General features: G+C 38.8%; 19 protein-coding genes. 13 read left to right on the top strand and 6 right to left on the bottom strand.

The genetic code is table 11. The features are described from left to right. Positions 1-42: 42 nt before the first annotated feature. Positions 43-2,250 (top strand): TonB-dependent receptor plug domain-containing protein, encoded by a 2,208-nt coding sequence (locus ACFFUE_RS02350; protein ID WP_376832486.1) that lies wholly within the window; start codon positions 43-45, stop codon positions 2,248-2,250. A 156-nt stretch (positions 2,251-2,406) separates the two neighbouring features. Then, on the top strand, positions 2,407-5,004 hold the full coding sequence (gene alaS / locus ACFFUE_RS02345; RefSeq protein WP_376832484.1) for an alanine--tRNA ligase: 2,598 nt from the start codon (positions 2,407-2,409) through the stop codon (positions 5,002-5,004). Between the two features lie 87 nt (positions 5,005-5,091). Here alaS and ACFFUE_RS02340 read toward each other — a convergent pair whose 3' ends face one another. The 5 genes from ACFFUE_RS02340 to ACFFUE_RS02320 all read right to left on the bottom strand — a co-directional run bounded on the left by ACFFUE_RS02340 (position 5,092) and on the right by ACFFUE_RS02320 (position 9,198). After that, entirely contained in the window at positions 5,092-5,280 is a 189-nt protein-coding gene (locus ACFFUE_RS02340) for a hypothetical protein (protein ID WP_376832482.1), read from the bottom strand. Between the two features lie 319 nt (positions 5,281-5,599). Continuing rightward, on the bottom strand, positions 5,600-5,725 hold the full coding sequence (locus ACFFUE_RS02335) for a hypothetical protein (RefSeq protein ID WP_376832480.1): 126 nt from the start codon (positions 5,723-5,725) through the stop codon (positions 5,600-5,602). A 167-nt stretch (positions 5,726-5,892) separates the two neighbouring features. Then, entirely contained in the window at positions 5,893-6,918 is a 1,026-nt protein-coding gene (locus tag ACFFUE_RS02330) for a phosphotransferase enzyme family protein (protein WP_376832478.1), read from the bottom strand. Further along, positions 6,909-7,814, bottom strand: coding sequence for a sugar phosphate nucleotidyltransferase (locus ACFFUE_RS02325; RefSeq protein WP_376832476.1), 906 nt, complete (start codon positions 7,812-7,814; stop codon positions 6,909-6,911). Before ACFFUE_RS02325 ends, ACFFUE_RS02330 begins: the two co-directional genes overlap by 10 nt. Then, on the bottom strand, positions 7,804-9,198 hold the full coding sequence (locus tag ACFFUE_RS02320; protein ID WP_376832474.1) for a Gfo/Idh/MocA family protein: 1,395 nt from the start codon (positions 9,196-9,198) through the stop codon (positions 7,804-7,806). Before ACFFUE_RS02320 ends, ACFFUE_RS02325 begins: the two co-directional genes overlap by 11 nt. A 264-nt stretch (positions 9,199-9,462) precedes the next feature. On the opposite strand from ACFFUE_RS02320, the gene ACFFUE_RS02315 reads away from it, so the two are divergent. From ACFFUE_RS02315 to ACFFUE_RS02270, 10 genes are all read left to right on the top strand, one after another. Then, positions 9,463-9,888: an SRPBCC family protein gene (locus ACFFUE_RS02315; RefSeq protein WP_376832471.1), complete on the top strand. Its 426-nt coding sequence runs from the start codon at positions 9,463-9,465 to the stop codon at positions 9,886-9,888. Positions 9,889-10,042: 154 nt separating this feature from the next. After that, entirely contained in the window at positions 10,043-11,065 is a 1,023-nt protein-coding gene (locus tag ACFFUE_RS02310) for a glutaminyl-peptide cyclotransferase (RefSeq protein ID WP_376832469.1), read from the top strand. An 81-nt stretch (positions 11,066-11,146) separates the two neighbouring features. After that, positions 11,147-11,926, top strand: a complete 780-nt coding sequence (locus ACFFUE_RS02305; RefSeq protein ID WP_376832467.1) for a hypothetical protein — start codon at positions 11,147-11,149, stop codon at positions 11,924-11,926. A gap of 36 nt (positions 11,927-11,962) precedes the next feature. Next, positions 11,963-12,577, top strand: a complete 615-nt coding sequence (locus tag ACFFUE_RS02300; RefSeq protein WP_327984444.1) for a deoxynucleoside kinase — start codon at positions 11,963-11,965, stop codon at positions 12,575-12,577. A gap of 52 nt (positions 12,578-12,629) precedes the next feature. After that, positions 12,630-12,974 (top strand): ArsC/Spx/MgsR family protein, encoded by a 345-nt coding sequence (locus ACFFUE_RS02295; RefSeq protein ID WP_376832464.1) that lies wholly within the window; start codon positions 12,630-12,632, stop codon positions 12,972-12,974. Positions 12,975-13,103: 129 nt separating this feature from the next. After that, positions 13,104-13,742 carry a DUF47 domain-containing protein gene (locus tag ACFFUE_RS02290; RefSeq protein WP_376832462.1) on the top strand — a complete coding sequence of 213 codons (639 nt, stop codon included), beginning with the start codon at positions 13,104-13,106 and terminating at the stop codon, positions 13,740-13,742. Between the two features lie 21 nt (positions 13,743-13,763). Further along, positions 13,764-14,909 (top strand): inorganic phosphate transporter, encoded by a 1,146-nt coding sequence (locus ACFFUE_RS02285; RefSeq protein WP_376832460.1) that lies wholly within the window; start codon positions 13,764-13,766, stop codon positions 14,907-14,909. A 104-nt stretch (positions 14,910-15,013) separates the two neighbouring features. After that, a complete protein-coding gene (locus ACFFUE_RS02280; protein ID WP_376832458.1) occupies positions 15,014-15,985 on the top strand; it encodes a polyprenyl synthetase family protein in 972 nt (323 codons plus the stop codon). Between the two features lie 317 nt (positions 15,986-16,302). Continuing rightward, positions 16,303-17,256 carry a GSCFA domain-containing protein gene (locus tag ACFFUE_RS02275; protein ID WP_376832454.1) on the top strand — a complete coding sequence of 318 codons (954 nt, stop codon included), beginning with the start codon at positions 16,303-16,305 and terminating at the stop codon, positions 17,254-17,256. A 129-nt stretch (positions 17,257-17,385) separates the two neighbouring features. Continuing rightward, positions 17,386-18,150: a TatD family hydrolase gene (locus ACFFUE_RS02270; RefSeq protein ID WP_376832452.1), complete on the top strand. Its 765-nt coding sequence runs from the start codon at positions 17,386-17,388 to the stop codon at positions 18,148-18,150. Between the two features lie 219 nt (positions 18,151-18,369). On the opposite strand, the gene ACFFUE_RS02265 is transcribed toward ACFFUE_RS02270, so the two are convergent. Further along, positions 18,370-20,796, bottom strand: coding sequence for a hypothetical protein (locus tag ACFFUE_RS02265; protein ID WP_376832450.1), 2,427 nt, complete (start codon positions 20,794-20,796; stop codon positions 18,370-18,372). Positions 20,797-20,884: 88 nt separating this feature from the next. Between ACFFUE_RS02265 and ACFFUE_RS02260 the strand changes: the two genes are divergently transcribed. Continuing rightward, on the top strand, positions 20,885-21,487 hold the full coding sequence (locus ACFFUE_RS02260) for a DUF5715 family protein (RefSeq protein ID WP_376832448.1): 603 nt from the start codon (positions 20,885-20,887) through the stop codon (positions 21,485-21,487). The last annotated feature ends 46 nt before the right edge of the window (positions 21,488-21,533 follow it).

The following is a 21,533-nucleotide window of genomic DNA, read 5'->3' as shown; positions in this document are numbered from 1 at the left end:
TTCGAAGCCTAATCCTTAACTCTCAACCTCTATTTACTTTCAATGAAAAAGATATATACCCTCATTGCCCTGCTTCCTGCAATGGTTTTTGCACAGGAAAAGGAGAAAGAAATTGAAGAAATTATTTTCCAAAAGAAAGCTAAACCTAAAGTAACCGACCTTACCGCCGTAGAGCTATCGGCTAAGGAAGCAAGGCAGGTGAGTTCTATATCTGGGGGGATAGAAGGGCTCATCAAAACCCTACCTTCTGTTAATTCTAATACTGAACTATCTTCGCAGTATATGGTGCGGGGAGGAAACTATGATGAAAATCTGATTTATATTAATGATATTGAAATCTATCGCCCATTTCTAATAAGAAATTCACAGCAAGAGGGGATGAGTATCATTAATCCCGATATGGTGGCTGCTATTAACTTCTCGGCAGGTGGATTTGAAGCAAAGTATGGTGATAAAATGGCTTCGGCATTAAATATCTATTATCGGCAACCAGAAAAATTTGAACTAAGTGGTGAAGCAAGTCTTATAGGAGGTAGGCTCACTACGGGATTTGCTTCTAAGGATAAAAAACTATCTGCCCTAGTCTCTGCCCGATACAGAAATACCAATCTGGTACTTAATACCCTGAATGAGGATACAGATTTTAATCCTCAGTATATGGATGTGCAGTCTTATATTAACTATAAAATCAATCCGCAATGGCAATTGTCTTTCATAGGATATTACTCTAAGAATGATTATGAAATGATGCCAAAGAAGAAAGATGTAGATTTTGGTTCACTACAAAGACCTATGTGTCTTTCAGTTTACTATGCTGGTAGGGAAGATGACCAATATCGCAATATGATGGGTACGGCATCTATTCATTTTAAACCCAATAAAAAATGGAGTTTCTCACTAGATAATTTTGCTTACCAAAACCGAGAACGAGAATACTATACCATTAATTCAGGCTATATGCTTCAGGCTTATGATGAAAATGATAATCCTATTACTACCTATGATATTGGGGGACAGATAGACCACGCAAGGAATGATTTATTGGTACGCACTTTTGGAAGTCAGCTAAGAGCAATATTTTCCCCAGACCCTAATACCGATTTTGAACTGGGCGTAAAGTATGAAAAGGAAAAAATACAAGACCTTACTAATGAGTGGCAGTTTGTAGATTATCTGGGCTACTCAAAGCCAAGGGATTGGACCAATCCGGGGAGCTTAGATATTTCAGATTTGACAATGAAATACAATATCCGTGGAGAGAATAGTATCTCACCTCAAAGGGTATCTGCCTATGCACAGTTTTCAAAGAAATTTTATTGGGGGGCAAATAAAATGTTCCTTAATGGAGGTGTAAGAGCACAGAATTGGTCTTTTAACAAAGAAACATTATTTAGCCCACGCGTTCAGCTGGCTATAAAACCAGATTGGGAAGCAGATATGCTCTTTAAGCTATCTGGTGGAGTGTATTATCAAGCTCCCTTTTATAAGGAGATTAAAGACTTATCAGGAAGTTTTAATGCCGATATTAAAGCCCAGCGTTCTTATCAAATCATCTTAGCAAATGATTATGAATTTAAGATGATGAATCGCCCATTCAAGCTTACTACAGAGGCATATTATAAGAAAATGGATAGATTGATACCCTATTATATAGATAATGTGCGTACCCGATATTCTGGGAAGAACAATGCTACGGGATATGCCTATGGTGTAGATGCAAGGCTCTTTGGTGAGTTTGTACCAGGGGTAGATTCTTGGATTTCTGCCAGCTATGCACGCGTTTTTGAGAATATAGAGCAACAAGGCTACATTCCTCGCCCTACAGACCAAAGGCTAAGGCTATCGATGTTCTATCAAGATTATATGCCGAAGTTCCCAAGTATGCGGGTGAACCTGACTTTGGTGTATGCCAACGGGCTTCCTACAGGAACGCCCATCAGTATAGACCCAGCAACCAATCTTCCAGATTTTAGTGCTCCATATACCTTCCAAAGAACATTGCCATCTTATAAAAGAGTGGATATAGGATTGTCCAAAGTCTTTATCGATGGAAAAGACTTTAAGGCTACTAGTCCGTTTTGGAAAAACTTCCGAGAGCTCACCTTAGGCGTACAGATTTTTAATGCGTTTAATATTCAGAATACAGTGGCAAGCCAATGGGTGTCAGATGTAAGTACCAATTTTATATATCCCGTTCCAGTAAGGCTTACCGGAAGGTTTTTCAATGTGAAATTAGAGTTTAAACTATAAAGATTTTTAATGAAGGAAATTCCCCATAGGATTAGTCCATCTGTATAGGAATACCATATTAATTCCCTATTTTTGCAGAATGATATTTATAGTAAAAAGGTAAAATTAAAACAACAAAAAACCATCAACTATCAGCCAATAACTATCAACTAAAATATGACCTCACAAGAAATAAGACAAAAGTATTTAGACTTTTTCAAGAGCAAAGGACACCAGATTGTACCTTCGGCTCCTATCGTTTTGAAAGACGACCCTACACTGATGTTTTCCAACTCGGGAATGACACAGTTTAAAGATTTTTTCCTCGGATACAAAGAACCATCTGCTACGCGTATTGCCGATACCCAAAAATGCCTTAGAGTATCCGGAAAACACAACGACCTAGACGATGTAGGCCGCGATACCTACCACCACACGATGTTTGAGATGCTTGGCAACTGGTCTTTTGGTGATTATTTCAAAAAAGACGCTATTGCGTGGGCGTGGGAATTGCTTACCGAAGTATATCAAATCCCGAAAGAGAATATCTATGTAACCATCTTTGAGGGCGATGCTTCGGAAAACCTCGAACGCGACCAAGAGGCATACGACTTCTGGAAAGCACACATTGCCGAAGACCGCATCATCAACGGAAACAAAAAAGACAACTTTTGGGAAATGGGCGACCAAGGGCCGTGTGGGCCTTGTTCTGAAATCCACGTAGATTTGAGAAGCCCTGAAGAAAAAGCCAAAGTTTCTGGAAGAGAATTGGTAAACCAAGACCACCCGCAAGTGGTAGAAATTTGGAACTTGGTGTTTATGCAATACAACCGCAAGGCAGACGGCTCACTAGAAGCTCTCCCTGCAAAACACATCGATACCGGAATGGGATTCGAGCGTCTGTGTATGGCATTACAAGGCAAATCTTCTAACTACGACACCGATGTTTTCACCCCGCTGATCAAAAAAGTAGAGGAAATTTCAGGAAAGAAATATACTGGAAAATTAGAAGACGAAAAAGACATTGCAATTCGTGTAATTGTTGACCATATCCGTGCCGTATCGTTTGCCATTGCAGACGGACAGTTGCCTTCAAACAACGGAGCCGGCTATGTAATCCGTCGTATTTTGAGAAGAGCTATTCGCTATGGTTTTACCTTCTTAGACCAAAAAGAACCGTTTATCTACCAATTGGTGCGTACGCTCGTGTTCCAAATGGGAGACGCTTTCCCAGAACTTCAAAAACAACAGCATTTAGTAGAAAATGTTATCAAAGAAGAAGAAGCATCATTCCTCCGAACTTTAGAACAGGGTCTTTTAATGCTCGATGCAATGATGAACAACGCTACCGAAAAAGAAATTTCGGGTGCTAAAGCGTTCGAACTCTACGATACTTACGGTTTCCCGATAGACCTTACCGCTTTGATTTTAGCAGAAAAAGGCTTTACACTCGACGAAAAAGGCTTTGAAGAAAACCTACAAAAACAAAAAGAACGCTCGCGTGCTGCTGCTCAAATGAAAACAGACGATTGGGTAGTTTTACGCGACGACGAAGAAACCGAGTTTATCGGATACGATATTTTAGAAAGCATCGTACGCATCACCAAATACCGAAAAGTAGAAAGCCAAAAAGATGGCACTCTCTACCAATTGGTATTTAACACCACCCCGTTTTATCCAGAAGGCGGTGGTCAGGTAGGTGACAAAGGTGTTTTGGAAAGTGCCAACGGAGGTGTGATATACATCCGCGATACCAAAAAGGAAAACAACCTCATCATCCACATCACCGATACATTACCAGAAAACCTCACCGACCCATTTAAGGCAGAGGTAAAAGCACGCGAACTTACGGCGGCAAACCACACCGCTACCCACCTCCTACACCAAGCGTTGAGAGAGGTTTTAGGAACACACGTAGAGCAAAGAGGGTCTAAGGTAGATACGGACTCGTTGCGTTTTGACTTCTCACATTTCCAAAAAATGACCAATGAAGAACTTTGCGAAGTAGAAGCCAAAGTAAACAAACGCATTCAGCAAAAAATAGACTTGCAAGAATACCGCAAAATCTCGATGCAACAAGCATTAGACGCTGGTGCAATGGCACTTTTTGGCGAAAAATATGGCAATGAGGTGCGTATGATACAGTTTGGCGACAGCAAAGAACTTTGTGGAGGTACGCACGTGAAAAACACAGGCGATATCTGGTATTTCAAAATCGTTTCTGAAGGAGCCGTAGCCGCAGGTATCCGCCGTGTAGAAGCCATCACGAGAGATAAAGTACGAGAGTATTTCTACAATATAGAACACCAAACCGAAAAACTTACAGAAGTATTAAAATCAAAAGATTTGGTAAAATCTGTAGAGAAAATTTTGGACGAAAACGCTGCTTTAAAAGCCGAACTCGAAGCGATGAAGAAAGAAAAAGCCAAAGGCGAAATCCAAAACTGGAAAAACGAGTTTGTTCAGGCAGGAGATAAACAACTTTTGGTAAAACGCACCTCGCTTGATGCAGCCTCGGTAAAAGACATCGTTTTCCAACTGAAAAAAGACCTGCCAACCTCGGTAATCATCATTTTGTCTGACGCAGGCGAAAAACCAATGATTTCGGTAGGAGTTTCAGAAGATTTAGAAGCACAATACCACGCGGGCAACATCGTAAAAGACCTAGCCAAAGAAATACAAGGCGGCGGCGGTGGAAACCCAGGCTTTGCAACCGCAGGTGGTAAAAACCTCGCAGGATTAGACAACGCTCTACAAAAAGCAAAAGCGATTTAATTAGAATATTTCATACACAAAAAGGCAACCTAAAAAGTTGCCTTTTTTTATTTCGTTTCCAGCATTTTAGTTTTTTTTAGATATTTTTTATATTTGTAGAGCGTTCATTCCTATTAATAGATAAAACGAAAGTAAAAACAGGCTTTTCACTGGAGTGTTTTTGCTCACCGAAGCATTGGACAGGCTTTTCACTGGAGTGTTTTCCCTCACCGAAGCATCGGATAGGCTTTTCACTGGAGTGTTTTCCCTCACCGAAGTGTCGGGCGGGCTTTTCACTGGAGTGTTTTCTCTCACTGAAGTGTCGGACGGGCTTTTCACTGGAGTGAATGATACTAAAAAAGTAACCTTTAAATAAATAACCTGAGTTCGGGATAAGAAAAATAAAAAAATATTTGCAAAAAAAGGTAATGATTTGTATGTTTAAAATTTTGAAAATTAAATATATAAACCGAATTATTACCTATGAATTTGAGAGAGCAGGTTACGGATATTTTTGTAAAAGTAGATGATTTTTGTAAAGAACTGCGAAGTAATCACCGAAACTACTGAAAAACAAATGAATAAATTGAGGTAACTTGATGCCGAAATCAGAAAATTAAAGAAAATCGGTATTGGTAGCGATATCAAAAAGACTCGCAATCGCCAATGTACGATGTCCGATGCGGAGGTTCTTACCATTATGATAGGCTTCCATCTTAGGCATCACAAAACTTTTAAGCATTATTATAAAAATTTCGTTTGCGAATATTGGAGGGATTTGTTTCCTAAAACTTTTGTCTAAGCCTTTGCTAGCCTATGTTTCAAAGATTTCTACAACTATTTTTTAGTATTATGCCTCAAAAATAAATTGAGAAATCGGAGAAGTTGAAGAAACTTCTCCGATTTTATTTAAGTCATAAGAAACTCTTCCAGCTCTTGTAGCAACTGAAATTGATTTTGGGTTCTATCCAGATTGTGGGTTTCATAATCCGTGTGATAATAGCAGTCGCCATTCAGAAAATCGGTGAGAAACCTTAGCCCTTGCACGAAAATAACGCATCGCCCTGCATAGTCTAAAGACTCCTTTTCAATAGGCTTCAACTCCTCGCCAATGCCTTCCAAAAATCCTTCTTTCACGGCGTGATAAAACTCTGGACTAAAACATTGCTCTGCTTCGGTATCATCTTCATTGGCAAGGTTGGTATAAGAGCGTACCATATCGCCAAAATCATACAAAATGGTAGATGGCATCAGCGTATCTAGGTCGATAATTGCTAAAACTTCATCTTTTTCATCAAATAAGACATTGCTTATTTTGGGGTCTGCGTGGATAATGCGACTCGGCAGATGCTCTGTCTTCATCATTGTGTTCCAATGCTCCAACAGCGGTAGGCAATTTTTAGCGTACGCTATCTGTGGGCTTGCCTGTTTTAGTCGGGCGGTGCTTGCTCTCTGCAAGGCTTCGCGAAACTGATGTGCTCTGTGTTCAAAATCTATAAATCCGGGCAAGGAATTTTGAATTTTATATCTATCCGAATGGGCATTGATGGTCTTGTAAAATGTTCCAAAAGCTTGTGTTGCCTTTCTTATCAAAGTAGCATTAGGGGCTTTTAGGTAAGTTTTAGCTTGGCTTACAAAACCGAGCAAACGCCAAACCTTTTCGTATTCATCAAAATAATTTCCTTTTAAAGTCGGTTGAAAATTCACAATTTTAAATGGATAATCGCTGTCTTCCAAGATGCTATTAATAGTACGATGATTCTCTTCCAAAACTTCCAGATGAGGAAATACATCTGCATTAACCTTCTGCAAAACAAATTGTTCACTACCATTCCGAACTAGAAAAGTGGTATTGATATGCCCAGAAATAATAGGAGATACCTTTATCTCTGAAACATCATCAAAAAAGCAGTTTAAGATTGGTGTTAGGTCCATAGGCTTTCGGGATAATTTCCTTGTTGGGTCTGTTCAGACAAAAACTGGTACATCAGCTCGCGGTCGGTGGCATAGGTAACACCCATCCATTGCGAAGGTGATTCGTTTACTAAAACTTTCAATACACCTCTATCCATCAGCGTTTGCACTACCACAGGCAGCATATATTCTGCCTTAGAGGAGGGATTACCAGCTATAAATTCTTGAAATTCCGTTTCAAAATACGAAAAAATATCTGCACTGAAGCCCCAAAAATTCATAGAAACCAATTGCAACTCGTTCAGTATTGTTTTCTGGTCATTTTCCCAAGCCACAATATCCGTTCCTTCCTTGCTGATGGCGGTTTGCTCCGTTACAGAAATCAATTCATTTTGCTCATTCAGTTTACAAATTCCTCGGGAAACGCTTCCACTTTCCGAAAGGGTTTTTCCCAACGGGAATGCTATCTGCACGGCAATATTATTCTGTTTCAATTCATTATCTAAATATTGGCTTGCCAACTGATAGATTTCCTTGCCATAATAATCATCGGCGTTGATGACAAAAAACGGATTGCTTACCAACTCAGAAGCACAGAGTAGTGCGTGGGCGGTACCCCAAGGTTTGGCACGAGAAGTGGCATCGTACCCCTTTGGAAGGAAGCTCTCTCTGTGTTGTACCACAAACTGAACTTCGCCTCCTTTAGATTCTACTTTTTGCTTTAAATCGTGTTGAAAAGCGTCTGTGATTTTATCATTGATGATGAGAACAAAGTGCGTGAATCCTGCTTGAAGTGCATCGTACAACGAATACTCCAAAATGGTGTACCCGTTGTAGATGCCATCTATTTGTTTTAGTCCGTTGTAGCGACTGCCCAAGCCTCCTGCCAAGACTACTAATGTTTTCTTAGAACTCATCGCCAAATCCAAATACTGGTTTTCTGGTTTTCCAAGCTCCTTTGGTGAAATCTGGGATTTCTACTACCTGACCATTTTGTGCAATAGACTGCTCACTGAGTGGCGTGATGGCATACCAAGTTGCCAAATCATAGACATCCATTGGGAATTCAATATTCTGCTTGATACATTCTATAAAGGTATTCATTGTGAAGAAATCCATACCGCCGTGTCCTGCTCCTGCGGCTTTACTTTCGTATTTTTTCCATAGCGGATGGTCGTATTCTGCGAGCCATTTTTCTGTAGAATCCCATCGGTGGCTGTGGTTCATTTTCTCTTCAAAGTAAATAAATCCTTGCTCTGGTCTTCCCGAACCGAAATCTTGCCATAAGCCCTCTGTCCCCTGAACACGGAACCCAAGATTGTATGGTCTTTGCAAACTGGTATCGTGCGTTAGCAAGATGGTTTCGCCATTGGCACATTGTATCTGTGTGGTAACAATATCGCCTTGTTTAAATTCCAACTTTGCATTAGGATGGTCTTTGCCTCCTTTCGGATGTTTCGCTACATAGTGATTGAGCCCCCTTGCTTTAGAAGCGAAAGATGAGAGACGCACCAAGCGGTTACCTCTATTAATGTCCATCATCACGGCCACAGGTCCTAAGCCGTGGGTAGGATACAGCTCCCCATTTCGTTTCAGATAGTGGTTGGTACGCCATCTAGCTTCGCTGAATGCTTTCTCACCAAACTCTACACCATTGCCTATGGCTTTATTGCCATCGTTAAAAAGAACAGGTCTTAAATCGTGAAGGTAACCTCCTTGACCGTGGATAAGTTCCCCGAACATTCCTTTGCGTACCATATTGAGAATTGCCATCACATCTCTACGGTAGCATACATTTTCCATCATAAAGATAGGCACTTTGGTTTCCTCATAGGCTTGGATATAGTCCCAGCAATCTTGCAATTCCATTGCACCACATACTTCCATTCCCACTATTTTACCAGCTTTCATTGCTTCTATACCCTGTATCTTATGCCATTCCCAAGGGGTGGAGATTACTACCGCATCTATATTTTTATCTTTTAGAAGATTTCTATAATCATAGTCGCCATTGCTGTATTCCTTTACTGGTTTTTTGCCATTTTTCACCAAGATATCCTGAGCCATTTTCAGCATTCTCTTGTCTGGGTCTGCAAAAGCTACCACTTCGGCATCTTCACGCTGTGCTACAAGCCTGATATGCTCGTGCCCGCGAAGCCCCGTACCGATGAAGCCTACTTTAATTTTTTTACCTTTGGTAAAGTTCATAGAATTTGCAAAAAGGGAGTTGGGTAAAATCAAAGCACCAAAGCTCGCCATTGCAGCGGTTTTCAGAAAATTTCTTCTGGTAAAATCTGTCATAAGAAAATAGTTTTTAGTTTTAATTAGGTAATGATAGATAACTTTATTCTATCGCTACAACAAATATAATTATTTTCTTGATATGGCAAAATACAGCTTAGAAACAAAATAGGAAATCCTTAACATAATGATTGTTTACGATATTTTTATCACCTCTTGCTCTCTTTCAAATTCCAAACAATTATCAGTTTTCTTGTGTATATCGGAAATATGTTGTACCTTTATTGGTGAAAAAATGAATGTTTAATTAAAAACTATAAAGCTATGCACGATAATGTAATTGTTTCGCAACAGATTAATGCTCCAGTGGAGAAAGTATGGGCTGCTATTACCGATAAAGCTCAGATGAAAGAATGGTATTTTGATATTCCAGATTTTGGATTGGACCTTCATACAGAGTTTAGTTTCTATGCTGAGAGGACTGAGGATAGATACCACCATCACGGGGAAATTTTGGAAGTGGTGCCACAAGCTAAACTGAAACATTCTTGGTCTTATCCAGAGTTGTCTAAAGATAAAACCATTGTAAAATGGGAATTAGAAGCTAAAGATGGAGGAACTTTAGTAACGCTTACCCACAAAGGACTTGAGAACTTTGCTCACTTAGGGCAAGATTTTGGACACGAAAGTTTTGAGAAGGGTTGGACAGATATTGTCACAAAGATGTTGAAAAATTATTTAGAAAAGTAACATTTTTTAACCTCATGTTGCGTAAGGGTGTGCTTCTGTATTTTTTGGGAGTGCATCCTTTTTTGCTGGTAAAAATTTAATATTTTTGCAACGGTATAGAATGGTTTAAAAATTGATACCAAACCAGCAGCTTTTAATTTATAGCCTTTTAAAAATGAAAAATCATATCATTGTAGCCACATTGGCATTCACACTGCTACTCTCTTGTAATGGTGATAAAGACCTCCTCAATCAGTTGAACAATTATAATATCGAGATGGAAAGCCAAGGCTACCACTTTGGAGATGCCATCCAGTTGCCTAAGGAGGTTATGAAGGAAGCCCAAAGTATTTCCATTAGTTTTGGAGATAAAGAAACTTCCAAACTGGTAATAGACCCTCAGTTTTTCACTTTGGGAGACAATGCCGTTACCTTTAATATCACCAAGAAAAATGGAGAAGTGTTACATCAAGACGCTACCATTAATGTTTTTGCAAAGCAACCAGAGCAAGAGGTGAAATATACCATTGTAAAAGAATATCCTCACGATGCTAATAATTTTGTGCAAGGATTTCAGCTGGAGGGCAACACCATCTATGAAAGTGTGGGGCAGCTGGGAATGTCTCAGGTGATGAAATATACACTGGGGACTACCACTCCCTCTGCGGCCACCAAACAGCCAGATGAAATCTTCTCCGAAGGCTCTACCATTGTAGGCGACAAGGTTTATCAGCTTACTTGGCAACACAAGAAAGGATTCATTTACAACAAAGCAGATTTAGCATTAATAAAAGAGTTTCCTTATCCTAACATTATGGGCGAAGGCTGGGGACTTACCTATGATGGCAAGCACCTCATCGCCTCTGATGGAACCAAAAATTTATATTTTCTAAATCCTGATAATCCTTCGCAGATGGTGAGATACATTGCGGTAGCGGGAAATACCCAAGCCTACGACCGACTGAATGAACTGGAGTTTCACAATGGTTTTATCTATGCTGCGGTGTGGCAAAGCCCTATGGTACTGAAAATAAATCCTAATAATGGCGAAGTGGTTGCCCGTTTTGATTTTTCTACCATCGCCCAGAAACATACCAAAGGAAATGATGATGTACTGAATGGTATTGCCTTTAAAGGCGATAATATGCTCATCACAGGTAAAAACTGGAATACCATCTACGAGGTAGCCGTGCAATAATCCACATTAGCTGAATGTATATCTTGGCGTTCTTCTTTTTGGGAGGAACGCTATTTTTTTTATTATCTTTGAACTCTGTAAATGCGTGTGAAGTTTTTATTTTTATTGATGTCTTTGGCTTTGAGTGGTCTTTCGGCTCAGAGAATTTTACCTTTGGAAACCTCCGCAATTCAAGGGGCAGAAAATATTTTCATAGACGATTATGACAATGTTTATCTCTATAAAAATGAAGATTTTAGCCTTACCAAATATGATGCAATGGGAATGCAGCGTGGCAGAATGATGCTTACACTTCCTTTTAAAATTCAAAATGTACAAAACCCTCTGAATATTGTTCTATTTTCTGAAAATGCACAAGAGATTAAACTCATAGACCAAAACCTCAATGAAATCCAAAAAATAGATTTGAGACCCATAGGCTTTATAAAAATGGCGTATGTGGAAGATTTACAGCAAATTTGGCTTTTGGATGAAAGCTCCCAGCGACTTTTGCAGTACAACTATCGGGAAGGGAATATTATCAATTCTTTTCCCATTGTCTTTTCCACAGAAGATATTGTAGATATGTTGGTCTTTGATAATCAAGCTTATATGATTACACGAGATAAGCTGATGGTGTACCATACTAAAACTGGAAAACTTACCTCATACAATATAGACCATCCCAGAAGGCTGAGGCGAGAGGGCAACAACCTTTTTATTTTGACAAAAAATCAAATTCTGCAATGGCAAAATGCCTCGCTAAAAATCATCTTTGAAAAAGAAAATGCCCGAATTGTGGATAAAAACTCCAATGCGTATTTTGAAATGAAGGATAACAAAGTTTATCTTTACACCCGAGATTTATCCGCAGAAGAATAATTATTAATCAACTCATAATCAACATAATTTTACACTATGCATATTGCAATTACAGGAAATATCGGAGCAGGAAAAACCACCCTCACCACAATGCTAGCAAAACACTACGGCTGGGAAGCCCAGTTTGAAGATGTGGAGCACAATCCGTATTTGGAGGATTTCTATGCCGATATGAGCAAATGGAGTTTTGCATTACAAATTTACTTTTTGGGAAGCCGTTTTCGTCAGGTCAAGGAAATCCGTGAAAGTGGAAAAAACATCATTCAAGACCGTACCATTTATGAAGATGCTCATATCTTCGCAGAAAACCTGAATGATATGGGGCTGCTATCTGAGCGAGATTTTAACAATTATTCTTCGGTGTTCAATCTGATGAAATCCTTTGTTTCGGCTCCAGATTTATTGATTTATTTAAAGTCTGATGTTCCTAATTTGGTGAAAAAAATCTACAAAAGAGGGCGTGATTATGAAGCCAGCATCAGCATTGAATACCTTTCCAAGCTCAATCAGAAATATGAAAAATGGATTGAAAGCTACAAAGATGGAAAACTTTTGGTAATAGAAGTAGATGATTTGGATTTCGTGGAAAGACCAGAAGATTTTGGCTATATTTTAGAAAGAATAGAAGCAGAATTGCACGGGCTTTTTTGATGATTTTGAAACAAGGCACTAAAACGCAAAACAAACCCTATCATCCTCCCTTATGTTAAAAGTTTTACACAATCACCATTGCTCCAAATCTCGTGGGCTTTTAGAATTTTTAGACGAAAAAAAAGTTGATTATGAATTGATTAACATCGTCCACGAGCCACTCACGGTATTAGAGCTCAAAACGCTACTAAAAAAGTTGAATCTAAGCGTTCAGGAGCTTATCAGAAAGAACGAAACCCTTTTTAAAGAACGGTTTTCGCACCAGACTTTTTCAGATGAAGACTGGCTTTACCTGCTATCTGAAAATCCATCATTGATACAAAGACCCATTGTTATCAAAGGGCATCAAGCCATTGTTGCAAGACCTTTGGAGGTGGTTTTACCTTATATAGAATAAAAGCGAGCTTCAGAAAGAGGCTCGTTTTTATGATTTTATACCAATGTTAACAAAAATTAATGTTCAATATAGAAAAGATTGTCGGCTTATTGTAGATATTTGCAGTCCGAAAATTAAAATAACATTACAATGGGAATAGGTAATATTTTCAGGGCTTTTCAGCCAAAAGACAAAGTATTTTTTGTATTGTTTGAGCAAGTGGCACAAACATTAGTAGAGATGTCTAGCGATTTTCACAAAGGTCTAGAAGATTATGACCTGAATGATGATAGTCTGCTCAAAAAAATGAGTGATTATGAGCATAAAATGGATGACTTTACGCACGAAATCTTTGTGCAATTGGGAGAAAACTTCATCACGCCATTCGATAGAGAAGACATCAGCCAACTTACTGTGGCATTAGATGATATCGCAGACCATATCTACGCTTCAGCAAAGTATATGTATCTGTACAAAACCAATGAAATCAAAGCGTTTTCTGAGTTTTCACTACTCATTCATAAATCTTGCGTGGAAATTCAAACCGCTATTCAAAACCTTAAAGGATTTAAAAACCCAGCAGCCGTAAGAGAGTCTAGTATTAAAATTAACTCTTTCGAGAATATTGCAGACGATGTATTGAGCCAGTCTTTGGTAAAACTTTTCGAGTCTAATGATCCTATCCACATCATCAAGGCTAAAGATGTATTGGAGTACTTGGAAATCGTAACGGATAAAGCAGAAGATGTGGCGAATATTATGGAGAGCATCATCATCAAATATTCTTAATTTTAATACGACTATTTTAGAATGGAATTTCCAATTTTACTCATTGTCATCATCGCATTGGCATTGATATTTGACTACATTAATGGTTTCCACGATGCTGCCAATGCCATTGCAACCATTGTTTCTACCAAAGTGCTTACGCCATTTCAGGCGGTACTTTGGGCGGCATTTTGGAATTTTGCTGCATTCTTCGTAGCAGCTTATCTACTACCCGGAGGGTTTAAAATAGGTAATACCATCGCCAAAACCGTTAGCGAAAACTACATCACGCTAGAAGTGATTTTCGCGGGGATTGTAGCGGCAATATTCTGGAACTTGCTCACTTGGTGGTTTGGGATACCATCTTCTTCTTCTCATACCTTGATTGGAGGATTCTTAGGGGCTGCACTGATGCACGCTCTAAGGATAGATTATCAAGCCGTAGCAGCATTACACCCAGATGCTTCGGTATTTGAAAAATTCAAGCTGGCAATGCAAGAGCTGATGACCCAAGGCGTGGTGAAGTATGATAAAGTGATACCAATCTTTTTATTCATCTTCTTAGCTCCAGTGATAGGGATGCTGATGTCTATTCTCCTTACCCTTATCATCGTGAATATCTCCAAGAAAACCAAGCCTCACAAAGCTGAAAAACAATTCAAAAGATGGCAGTTGGTTTCCTCAGCATTATTCAGTTTAGGACACGGGCTAAACGATGCTCAGAAAGTAATGGGGATTATAGGTGCAGCGGTAATCTACTACCACGTGAATATGATTGCAGACCCTGCCTATGTCAATATAGACCACTCTGAGCGTTTCCACTACTTTACAGAACATTATCTTTGGGTACCACTAGTATCATTCTTGGCTATTGGTTTAGGAACTATGAGTGGCGGTTGGAAGATTGTAAAAACAATGGGTACTAAAATTACCAAAGTAACTTCATTGGAAGGTGTAAGTGCGGAGTCTGCGGGAGCGCTTACCTTGTTCTTAACAGACCATTTAGGAATTCCTGTTTCTACTACGCATACCATCACAGGTTCCATCATCGGGGTGGGAGTTACCAAGAGGGTATCTGCTGTACGATGGGGCGTTACCGTCAATCTACTTTGGGCGTGGATACTTACCATCCCTGTAAGTGCTTTATTAGCAGGATTAACATATCTTTTGGTTATTTTGTTCCAATAAGAAATCAGTTTTATAAAAGTCATTTTCTCAGAAATGGCTTTTTTTATTGGGGTAAATTTTAGAAAACGCTTAATTAATCTTACTTTTGCATAAAACCAATTTTTATGAATTTTTTAGACCAATATCAAGACATTGTAGCTAAAGCCATTGAACAATATAAATTTACCAACACGCCTACCGAGCTTTATGAACCGATGAACTATATCATCAGCCACGGTGGCAAGAGATTGCGTCCCATTATGGTACTAATGGGCAATGACCTCTTTGGTGGCAATGTGGAGAAAGCCTTGAAACCAGCCTTGGCAATTGAGTTTTTTCATAACTTCACCCTTATTCACGATGATATTATGGATGAAGCCCCTCTCAGACGAAACAAGCCTACCATCCACACCATCTATGGCATCAATATAGGAATATTGTCTGGTGATGCTTTGCTCATTAAGGCATATCAGTTTTTTGAAGATTTGGAACCAGAATTATTCAAAAAGTGTATTTCTATATTCTCTGAAACTGGTGCCGTACTCTGCGAAGGACAGCAGATGGATGTGAATTTTGAAACGGATAACAATGTAACCTATGATGATTATCTGAAAATGATTACCTACAAAACAGGGGTGCTGAGTGCCGCTTCTTTCAAAATTGGAGCCCTTATTGCAGGGGCTACCGATGCAGAAGCCGAAGCCTTGTACAACTTCGGAAAGCATATAGGTATTGCCTTCCAAATTATGGATGATTATCTGGATGTTTTTGGTGATATGTCTCAGTTTGGAAAACGCCAAGCAGGAGATATTTATGAGAACAAAAAAACCATCCTCTACCTTACCGCAATGGAAAGTGCTACCGAGGAAGAGAAAAAAGAACTCTTATATTGGTACTCTAAAAAAACCGAAAATATCGATAAAGTACACGGCGTTCTCAAAATTTTCCGAAGAGCCAAAGTAGATGAACAAGTACTGCGTCTGATACAGAAACATAACGAAATAGGACAAGAATACCTCAATAGTATTGGACTTTCTGAAGAGAAAAAACGCCCATTTATAGAGCTGGCAAATTATTTACTTAAAAGAGAGTCTTAAGTTGGTTGTCGGTTAAGCTAAGAGGTTAGATATTAGATATTAGATATTAGAGAAAAAGTCTTTTCTTTTTCTTCTTTCTTCTTTTTCCCAAAGCTCAAAACTCAGCACTTAGAACTTAGAACTTAGAGCTTAGAACTAGTATGGGTATTAAATTGATGGTTGAGGGGTATTAATTTAGTGGTTGATAGTTGTTGGTTGTCGGTTGATGGATGACAACTTAAAACTCAACACTTAGCACTCAAAACTTAAGTTGGTTGTCGGTTGATGGATGAAAACTCAAAACTCAACACTTAGCATTCAAAACTTAAATAATTAAGATGAAATTTCGTACAGAGGTTTTGCTCAATTCTTCGGAAATGAAAATGGGCATTCAAGATAAAATCTTTTCCATTGGCTCTTGCTTTTCTACAGAGATGGCAGAACTTCTGGAAAAAGGGCAACTGCAAACGCTTAATAACCCCTTTGGAACGGTGTTTAATCCGTATTCCATCAATATGGCATTGCAGAGCATCTGCCAACTGAAATACTATACCGAGGAAGACCTCATATTATATGATGAGGAAATGATTTCTCTGGACCACCATAGCAGTTTTAACTCCCGAGATGGACTAAAAACCCTGCAACACATCAATCAAAATATAGAGCAAGCTCATCAGTTTCTGAAAACAGCACAATGGGCTATTGTTACCTATGGCACGGCATTTATCTATGAGTTTTTACCACAGCAAAAGCTCGTTGCCAACTGCCATAAGATTCCTAATAAGTTCTTCCAAAAACGATTGCTAACCCACGAGGAAATTTTACAATCTATCCAAAACACCATACAGTTTATCCGCCAGATGGCTGGAGAAAAGGTGCAGATACTATTCAGTATTTCACCCGTACGCCATACCAAAGATGGTATGATGGAAAACCAATGGAGCAAAGCAAGGCTTATCAATGCCCTACACGAAGTCATTTCCGAACAACCCAACTGCCACTATCTTCCCATTTATGAAATAATGATGGACGACTTGAGAGATTACCGTTTCTATAAAGAAGATATGATACACCCTAGCAGGCAAGCGGTAAATTATATTTTTGAGAAGTTTTCAAACGCTTATATTTCTGAGGAAGCCCAAGCCTTTATGGAGGAGAATTTTAAAATTCACACGGCTTTGAATCATAAAACCAATGATGCTAATCATCCCAAGCATCAAGCGTTTTTAAATAAAATAAAGGAACGAATAACCCATCAACAAACTAAAGTAAAACATCAATTGAAGTTTTGAGTTTTGAATGCTGAGTTTTGAAGAAAGAAAAAAGAAGAAAGAGGAAAGACTTTTTCTCTAACTTCTAACCTCTTAACTCTTCAACAATTTAACCAACAACCATCAACCAACAACTAATTTTAAATTCCTATGATAGACACCCACACCCATTTATATTCCGAGCAATTTGATACCGACCGCGATGCTACTATCCAACGGGCGATAGATAATGGTGTAACCCATTTCTTCCTTCCTGCCATAGATTCTTCTACCCACGAAAAAATGCTAACCTTGGAAGCCCAATACCCTGAGCGAATGTTTGCAATGATGGGACTGCACCCTTGTGATGTGAAACCAGATACTTGGGAGCAAGAATTGGAAATCGTGCAAGGGTATTTAGCCCAAAGACCCTTCTGTGCCATTGGTGAGATTGGGATAGACCTATACTGGGAGCAAAGCACCTTGGATATTCAGGTGAAAGCCTTTGAACAGCAAATAGACTGGGCTATAGAAAGAGATTTGCCCATTGTAATCCATACCAGAGAAAGTTTTGATGAGACCTTTGAGGTGCTACATCGCAAAAAGCATCCAAAACTAAGAGGGATTTTCCATTGTTTTTCAGGCAACTTGGAGCAGGCTCATCAGGCGATAGCTTTAGGCTTTTCATTGGGGATAGGTGGCGTGGTTACTTTCAAAAATGGGAAAATAGACCAATTCCTTAGTGAGATTCCTTTGGAACACATCGTCCTAGAGACAGATTCCCCTTATTTAGCTCCCGTTCCTTATCGAGGGAAACGCAATGAGAGTGCTTACCTAGAATACATTGCAGGGAAATTGGTAGATATCTATGGTAAAGATTTGGCTACGATAGATGCCATCACCACCGCTAATGCTTTATCCATTTTTCAATTATAAAAAATGGTTATTGGGGGCTTGGTAGCTCGAACTAACCCAGATTATTGTTTAATCTCTAAGCCTTTCAATTTTCAATAGGGGTCGGGTTTTAACCCGACTTTTAGTATGGTGTTCCCAAGAGGCTTTAGCCAAAAAATCTTGCGGAGTTACATTCTAGGTGGGAGATGATGTCATTGTTTAGTTATTGCTTACGGCTTAAAGCCTATTGTATAATCTAGCTTAAAACCCTAAAAGTTTCACCTTTAGTTGTACGGCAAAGTTATCCCCAAATTTCGGAGTTTGATAATGCCCTACACGATAGAAGAAGCCTAAATTAAGTCCTGTACTTAGGAAATTATTCCATTCAAATCCTGCTTCTTGATACAAACGGTTGAGCGTAGAAAAATCAAACTGATGACGCTCTGGATGCTTCATATCACCAATTGCCCCTCGGTAAACCAAATCAAAGCTGGAGGTCTGTTGCCCAAAACTTTTGAAATGCCAAGGAAGGCGATGGGTGAGATAGTAGCCCAGCATTCGGTCGCTATAATATTTACCCGCTTGCATTGTAGCAAATCCCAGATATGAGGTCAGATTATAATTATAATTTAAATTAGAAGAACGCCCACCCAAGCCATTCATATGGAAGAGGTGCCAGATAGGAGCTTCTCCCGTTACGATACCAGAATAAACCCTTGCTCCTGTAATCCCCGCTTTGGTTTTAAACCTATGCGTTGCCAAAATATCCATCTTGGTATAATCAAAATCGCCTCCAAAAGCTTTGTCCGCCTTTTCAAAATTGAAATAAAACTCTGGAAAACCTTGTTCAAAGGTATATTTCCCCGATGGTGTCATTATATTTTTAGATTTCGGGGCGTACTTTAAAGTTACTATCGTTTTAAAATTATCAAACTGATTTCCCATACCACGATAATCGTAATTGAACAATGCTTGTTCTACATTTCTGGCTACAGATGTACGCAATGTAAGGGAATTGAGCAGGTCGTTTTCATAAGACAGTTTTACGCCTTCGTATTGGTAGAAACGGTCGTTTTTCAGATTGACACCGCCATTCATTATTTTCATCTTAAAGTTCCAGAGCCTCTCGTTAAATTTTCCAGCGGCAAGCACATCGTGATAATATTCTATTCTAAAAAAGGAAGTTTTTCTAAGGGTGGTTTTTACATCCAATCCCAATCCATATTTCAGACCACGGTCTTTGAAACCATACGCTACATAGGCATCAGGAGAGAGATAGCGGTGAAATTTCTCATTCATTTTAACCTCCGCTCCCAATCTCAAGCCTTCATAAAGAGTATATTTGATGGCGTTTCCAAGATTGAAATCTACCTTCCCTAATCTCAGCTTTCCACCCAACAACGCCGAAACAAGCTTCACTTTTCTATCCAACTGGTACTTTTGCCCTACGCTATCTATCTTGATATAGGTCATCAAATCCCTTTGGGACAAGCTATCTGTACGATACTGAGAGAGCAGAGAGCCATCGGCATTTTTTATTTCCATAGTATAACCTTTGAAATCTTTAGCCTTAGCTTCAAAATTGGTTTGATAATCAAAGTAATCGGCAATATGATATACATAGTAGCCATACTGTTGCGTTTTGTTATTTTTTTCTTCTTTATTTTGTTTAAAGCTTATCTGCCCAGCTTTTAGTTTCAAGTTTTCCTTTTGTAAAAACCATTTGCCATCTACCAACGTCCAGATACTAGTAAGGCTACCTTCATTTTTCTTATTGCTACTGCTTTCTATTTTTTTCAGTCCGTAGGTTTCGGCATCTATATAGAGATAGCCGTTGTATTTTCTTCGGTTTTCGCGTTGTTTATAATTGGTCTGTCGGAATCTTATCACATAGCTGGGTCTTCCTTCTACATCTAGGGTATCGGTAAGGAAGTATCTGTAAAGTTTTTGATTTTCTTCAAGAATTTCACGGGGCATTTTTGTACGGTTGGAGCGGAGGGTCAGCATTTCATAGATGGGATTATTAAGCCCCGAAACACGATTGTCTAGAACGGTAATCTTTTCTCCATATTTCTTAGAATAGGCAAACTCTTTTACCCGCTCCCAGAGAAAAGCCTTGCTCTGCCCCACCAGTTTCATTGTATGGGTATTCTCTATAGAATCTTTTATCTTCTTTTGGTCTTGATTTTTTTGAGGTAATTGTTTCAGAGAGTCTAATCTTGCCTTTACGAAATCATTATACTGCTGTATGGTATCTTGGTCTAGGTCTAATGCTGTTTTTTCGTAAACCTTAAAGGAATAAGACGGTAAACTCTGTGGCGTATTATCGCTGTAATGCGCTCTTACTTTTTTCAGCAGTTCTAATGCCTTGGGGTCGCTCACATCTTTTAGCACTACTTTTTCTATACTTGCTGTTCCTTTTTCTAGTTGTTCCAAAGTGGCTTCCATCACTTTATCTACCACCACTTCCGTTTCATAATAACCTTTAGCGGCTACTTCTACGCTTCTGCATTGGGTACGAAATTTCAAGATACCTGCGGCATTAGTTCTTCCTAAAATCTTACCATTACAAGCAACCGAAGCTCCTGCAATGGGCGTTCTACTACCAGCTTTGAAAACTTTAATTTCTGATTGGGCAAATCCTAATACTCCCAATAAACTTAAAACTAAGATATACCAATATTTCATAATGCGAAAATACTTTTTTTTTTTCAGATTTAACCTCGTTAGGATAAGAAAATGAAAGAAAAAGCGTTAATTCTAAAAACAATTTTTGATGAGATATATTCTATTCGTTATTCTTTTCTTTCACTTATCAGCTTCTATTTCGGCTCAAAAATCCAACTGTTATGATAGGGATAAAGTAATGAAAGTAAAACCTACGGCATTGTATGAAAAACATCTTTCCGCATCCAAGAAAATGAAACTTTCTGTACTAAAAAATGATACTTCTATCAAGAAACATAAAAAATCTGGCAAACTTACTTCTGTGAAATCTTTAGGCAAAGGCTATCGCGTACAAAAATTACGATATAGTCAGCTGGTATTAGCTCCTAGAGCCAAAACTGCGTTACAAAAAATTGCAAAAACATTCTACGCTAAAGCCAATGGTAGTACCCTTACTTATACCTCTCTTACCCGAACTTTAGAAGACCAATGCCGACTGCGAAAAGTAAACAACAACGCTTCTTTAGGGTTTAGTACACATAATTATGGCAACGCTTTTGATGTCTCATATATCCGCTTTAATGACCGCTTAAAAAGGAATGACCGTTTAGAAAAAATCTTAGAAAAAGTATTAATCCAAATGGAAAAAGCTGGCGAAATCTATTTTATCAAAGAGAAGCAACAAAATTGTTTTCATATCACTGTGAGATAAAAAAGCCGCCTCACAACTTGTGAAAGGCGGTCTTTTTTTGCTCATT

Source organism: Bergeyella porcorum (assembly GCF_042427575.1).
Lineage (GTDB): Bacteria > Bacteroidota > Bacteroidia > Flavobacteriales > Weeksellaceae > Bergeyella > Bergeyella porcorum.
The sequence above is the reverse complement of the archived record's forward strand: the minus strand, read 5'-3'. Positions and strand labels throughout refer to the sequence as shown.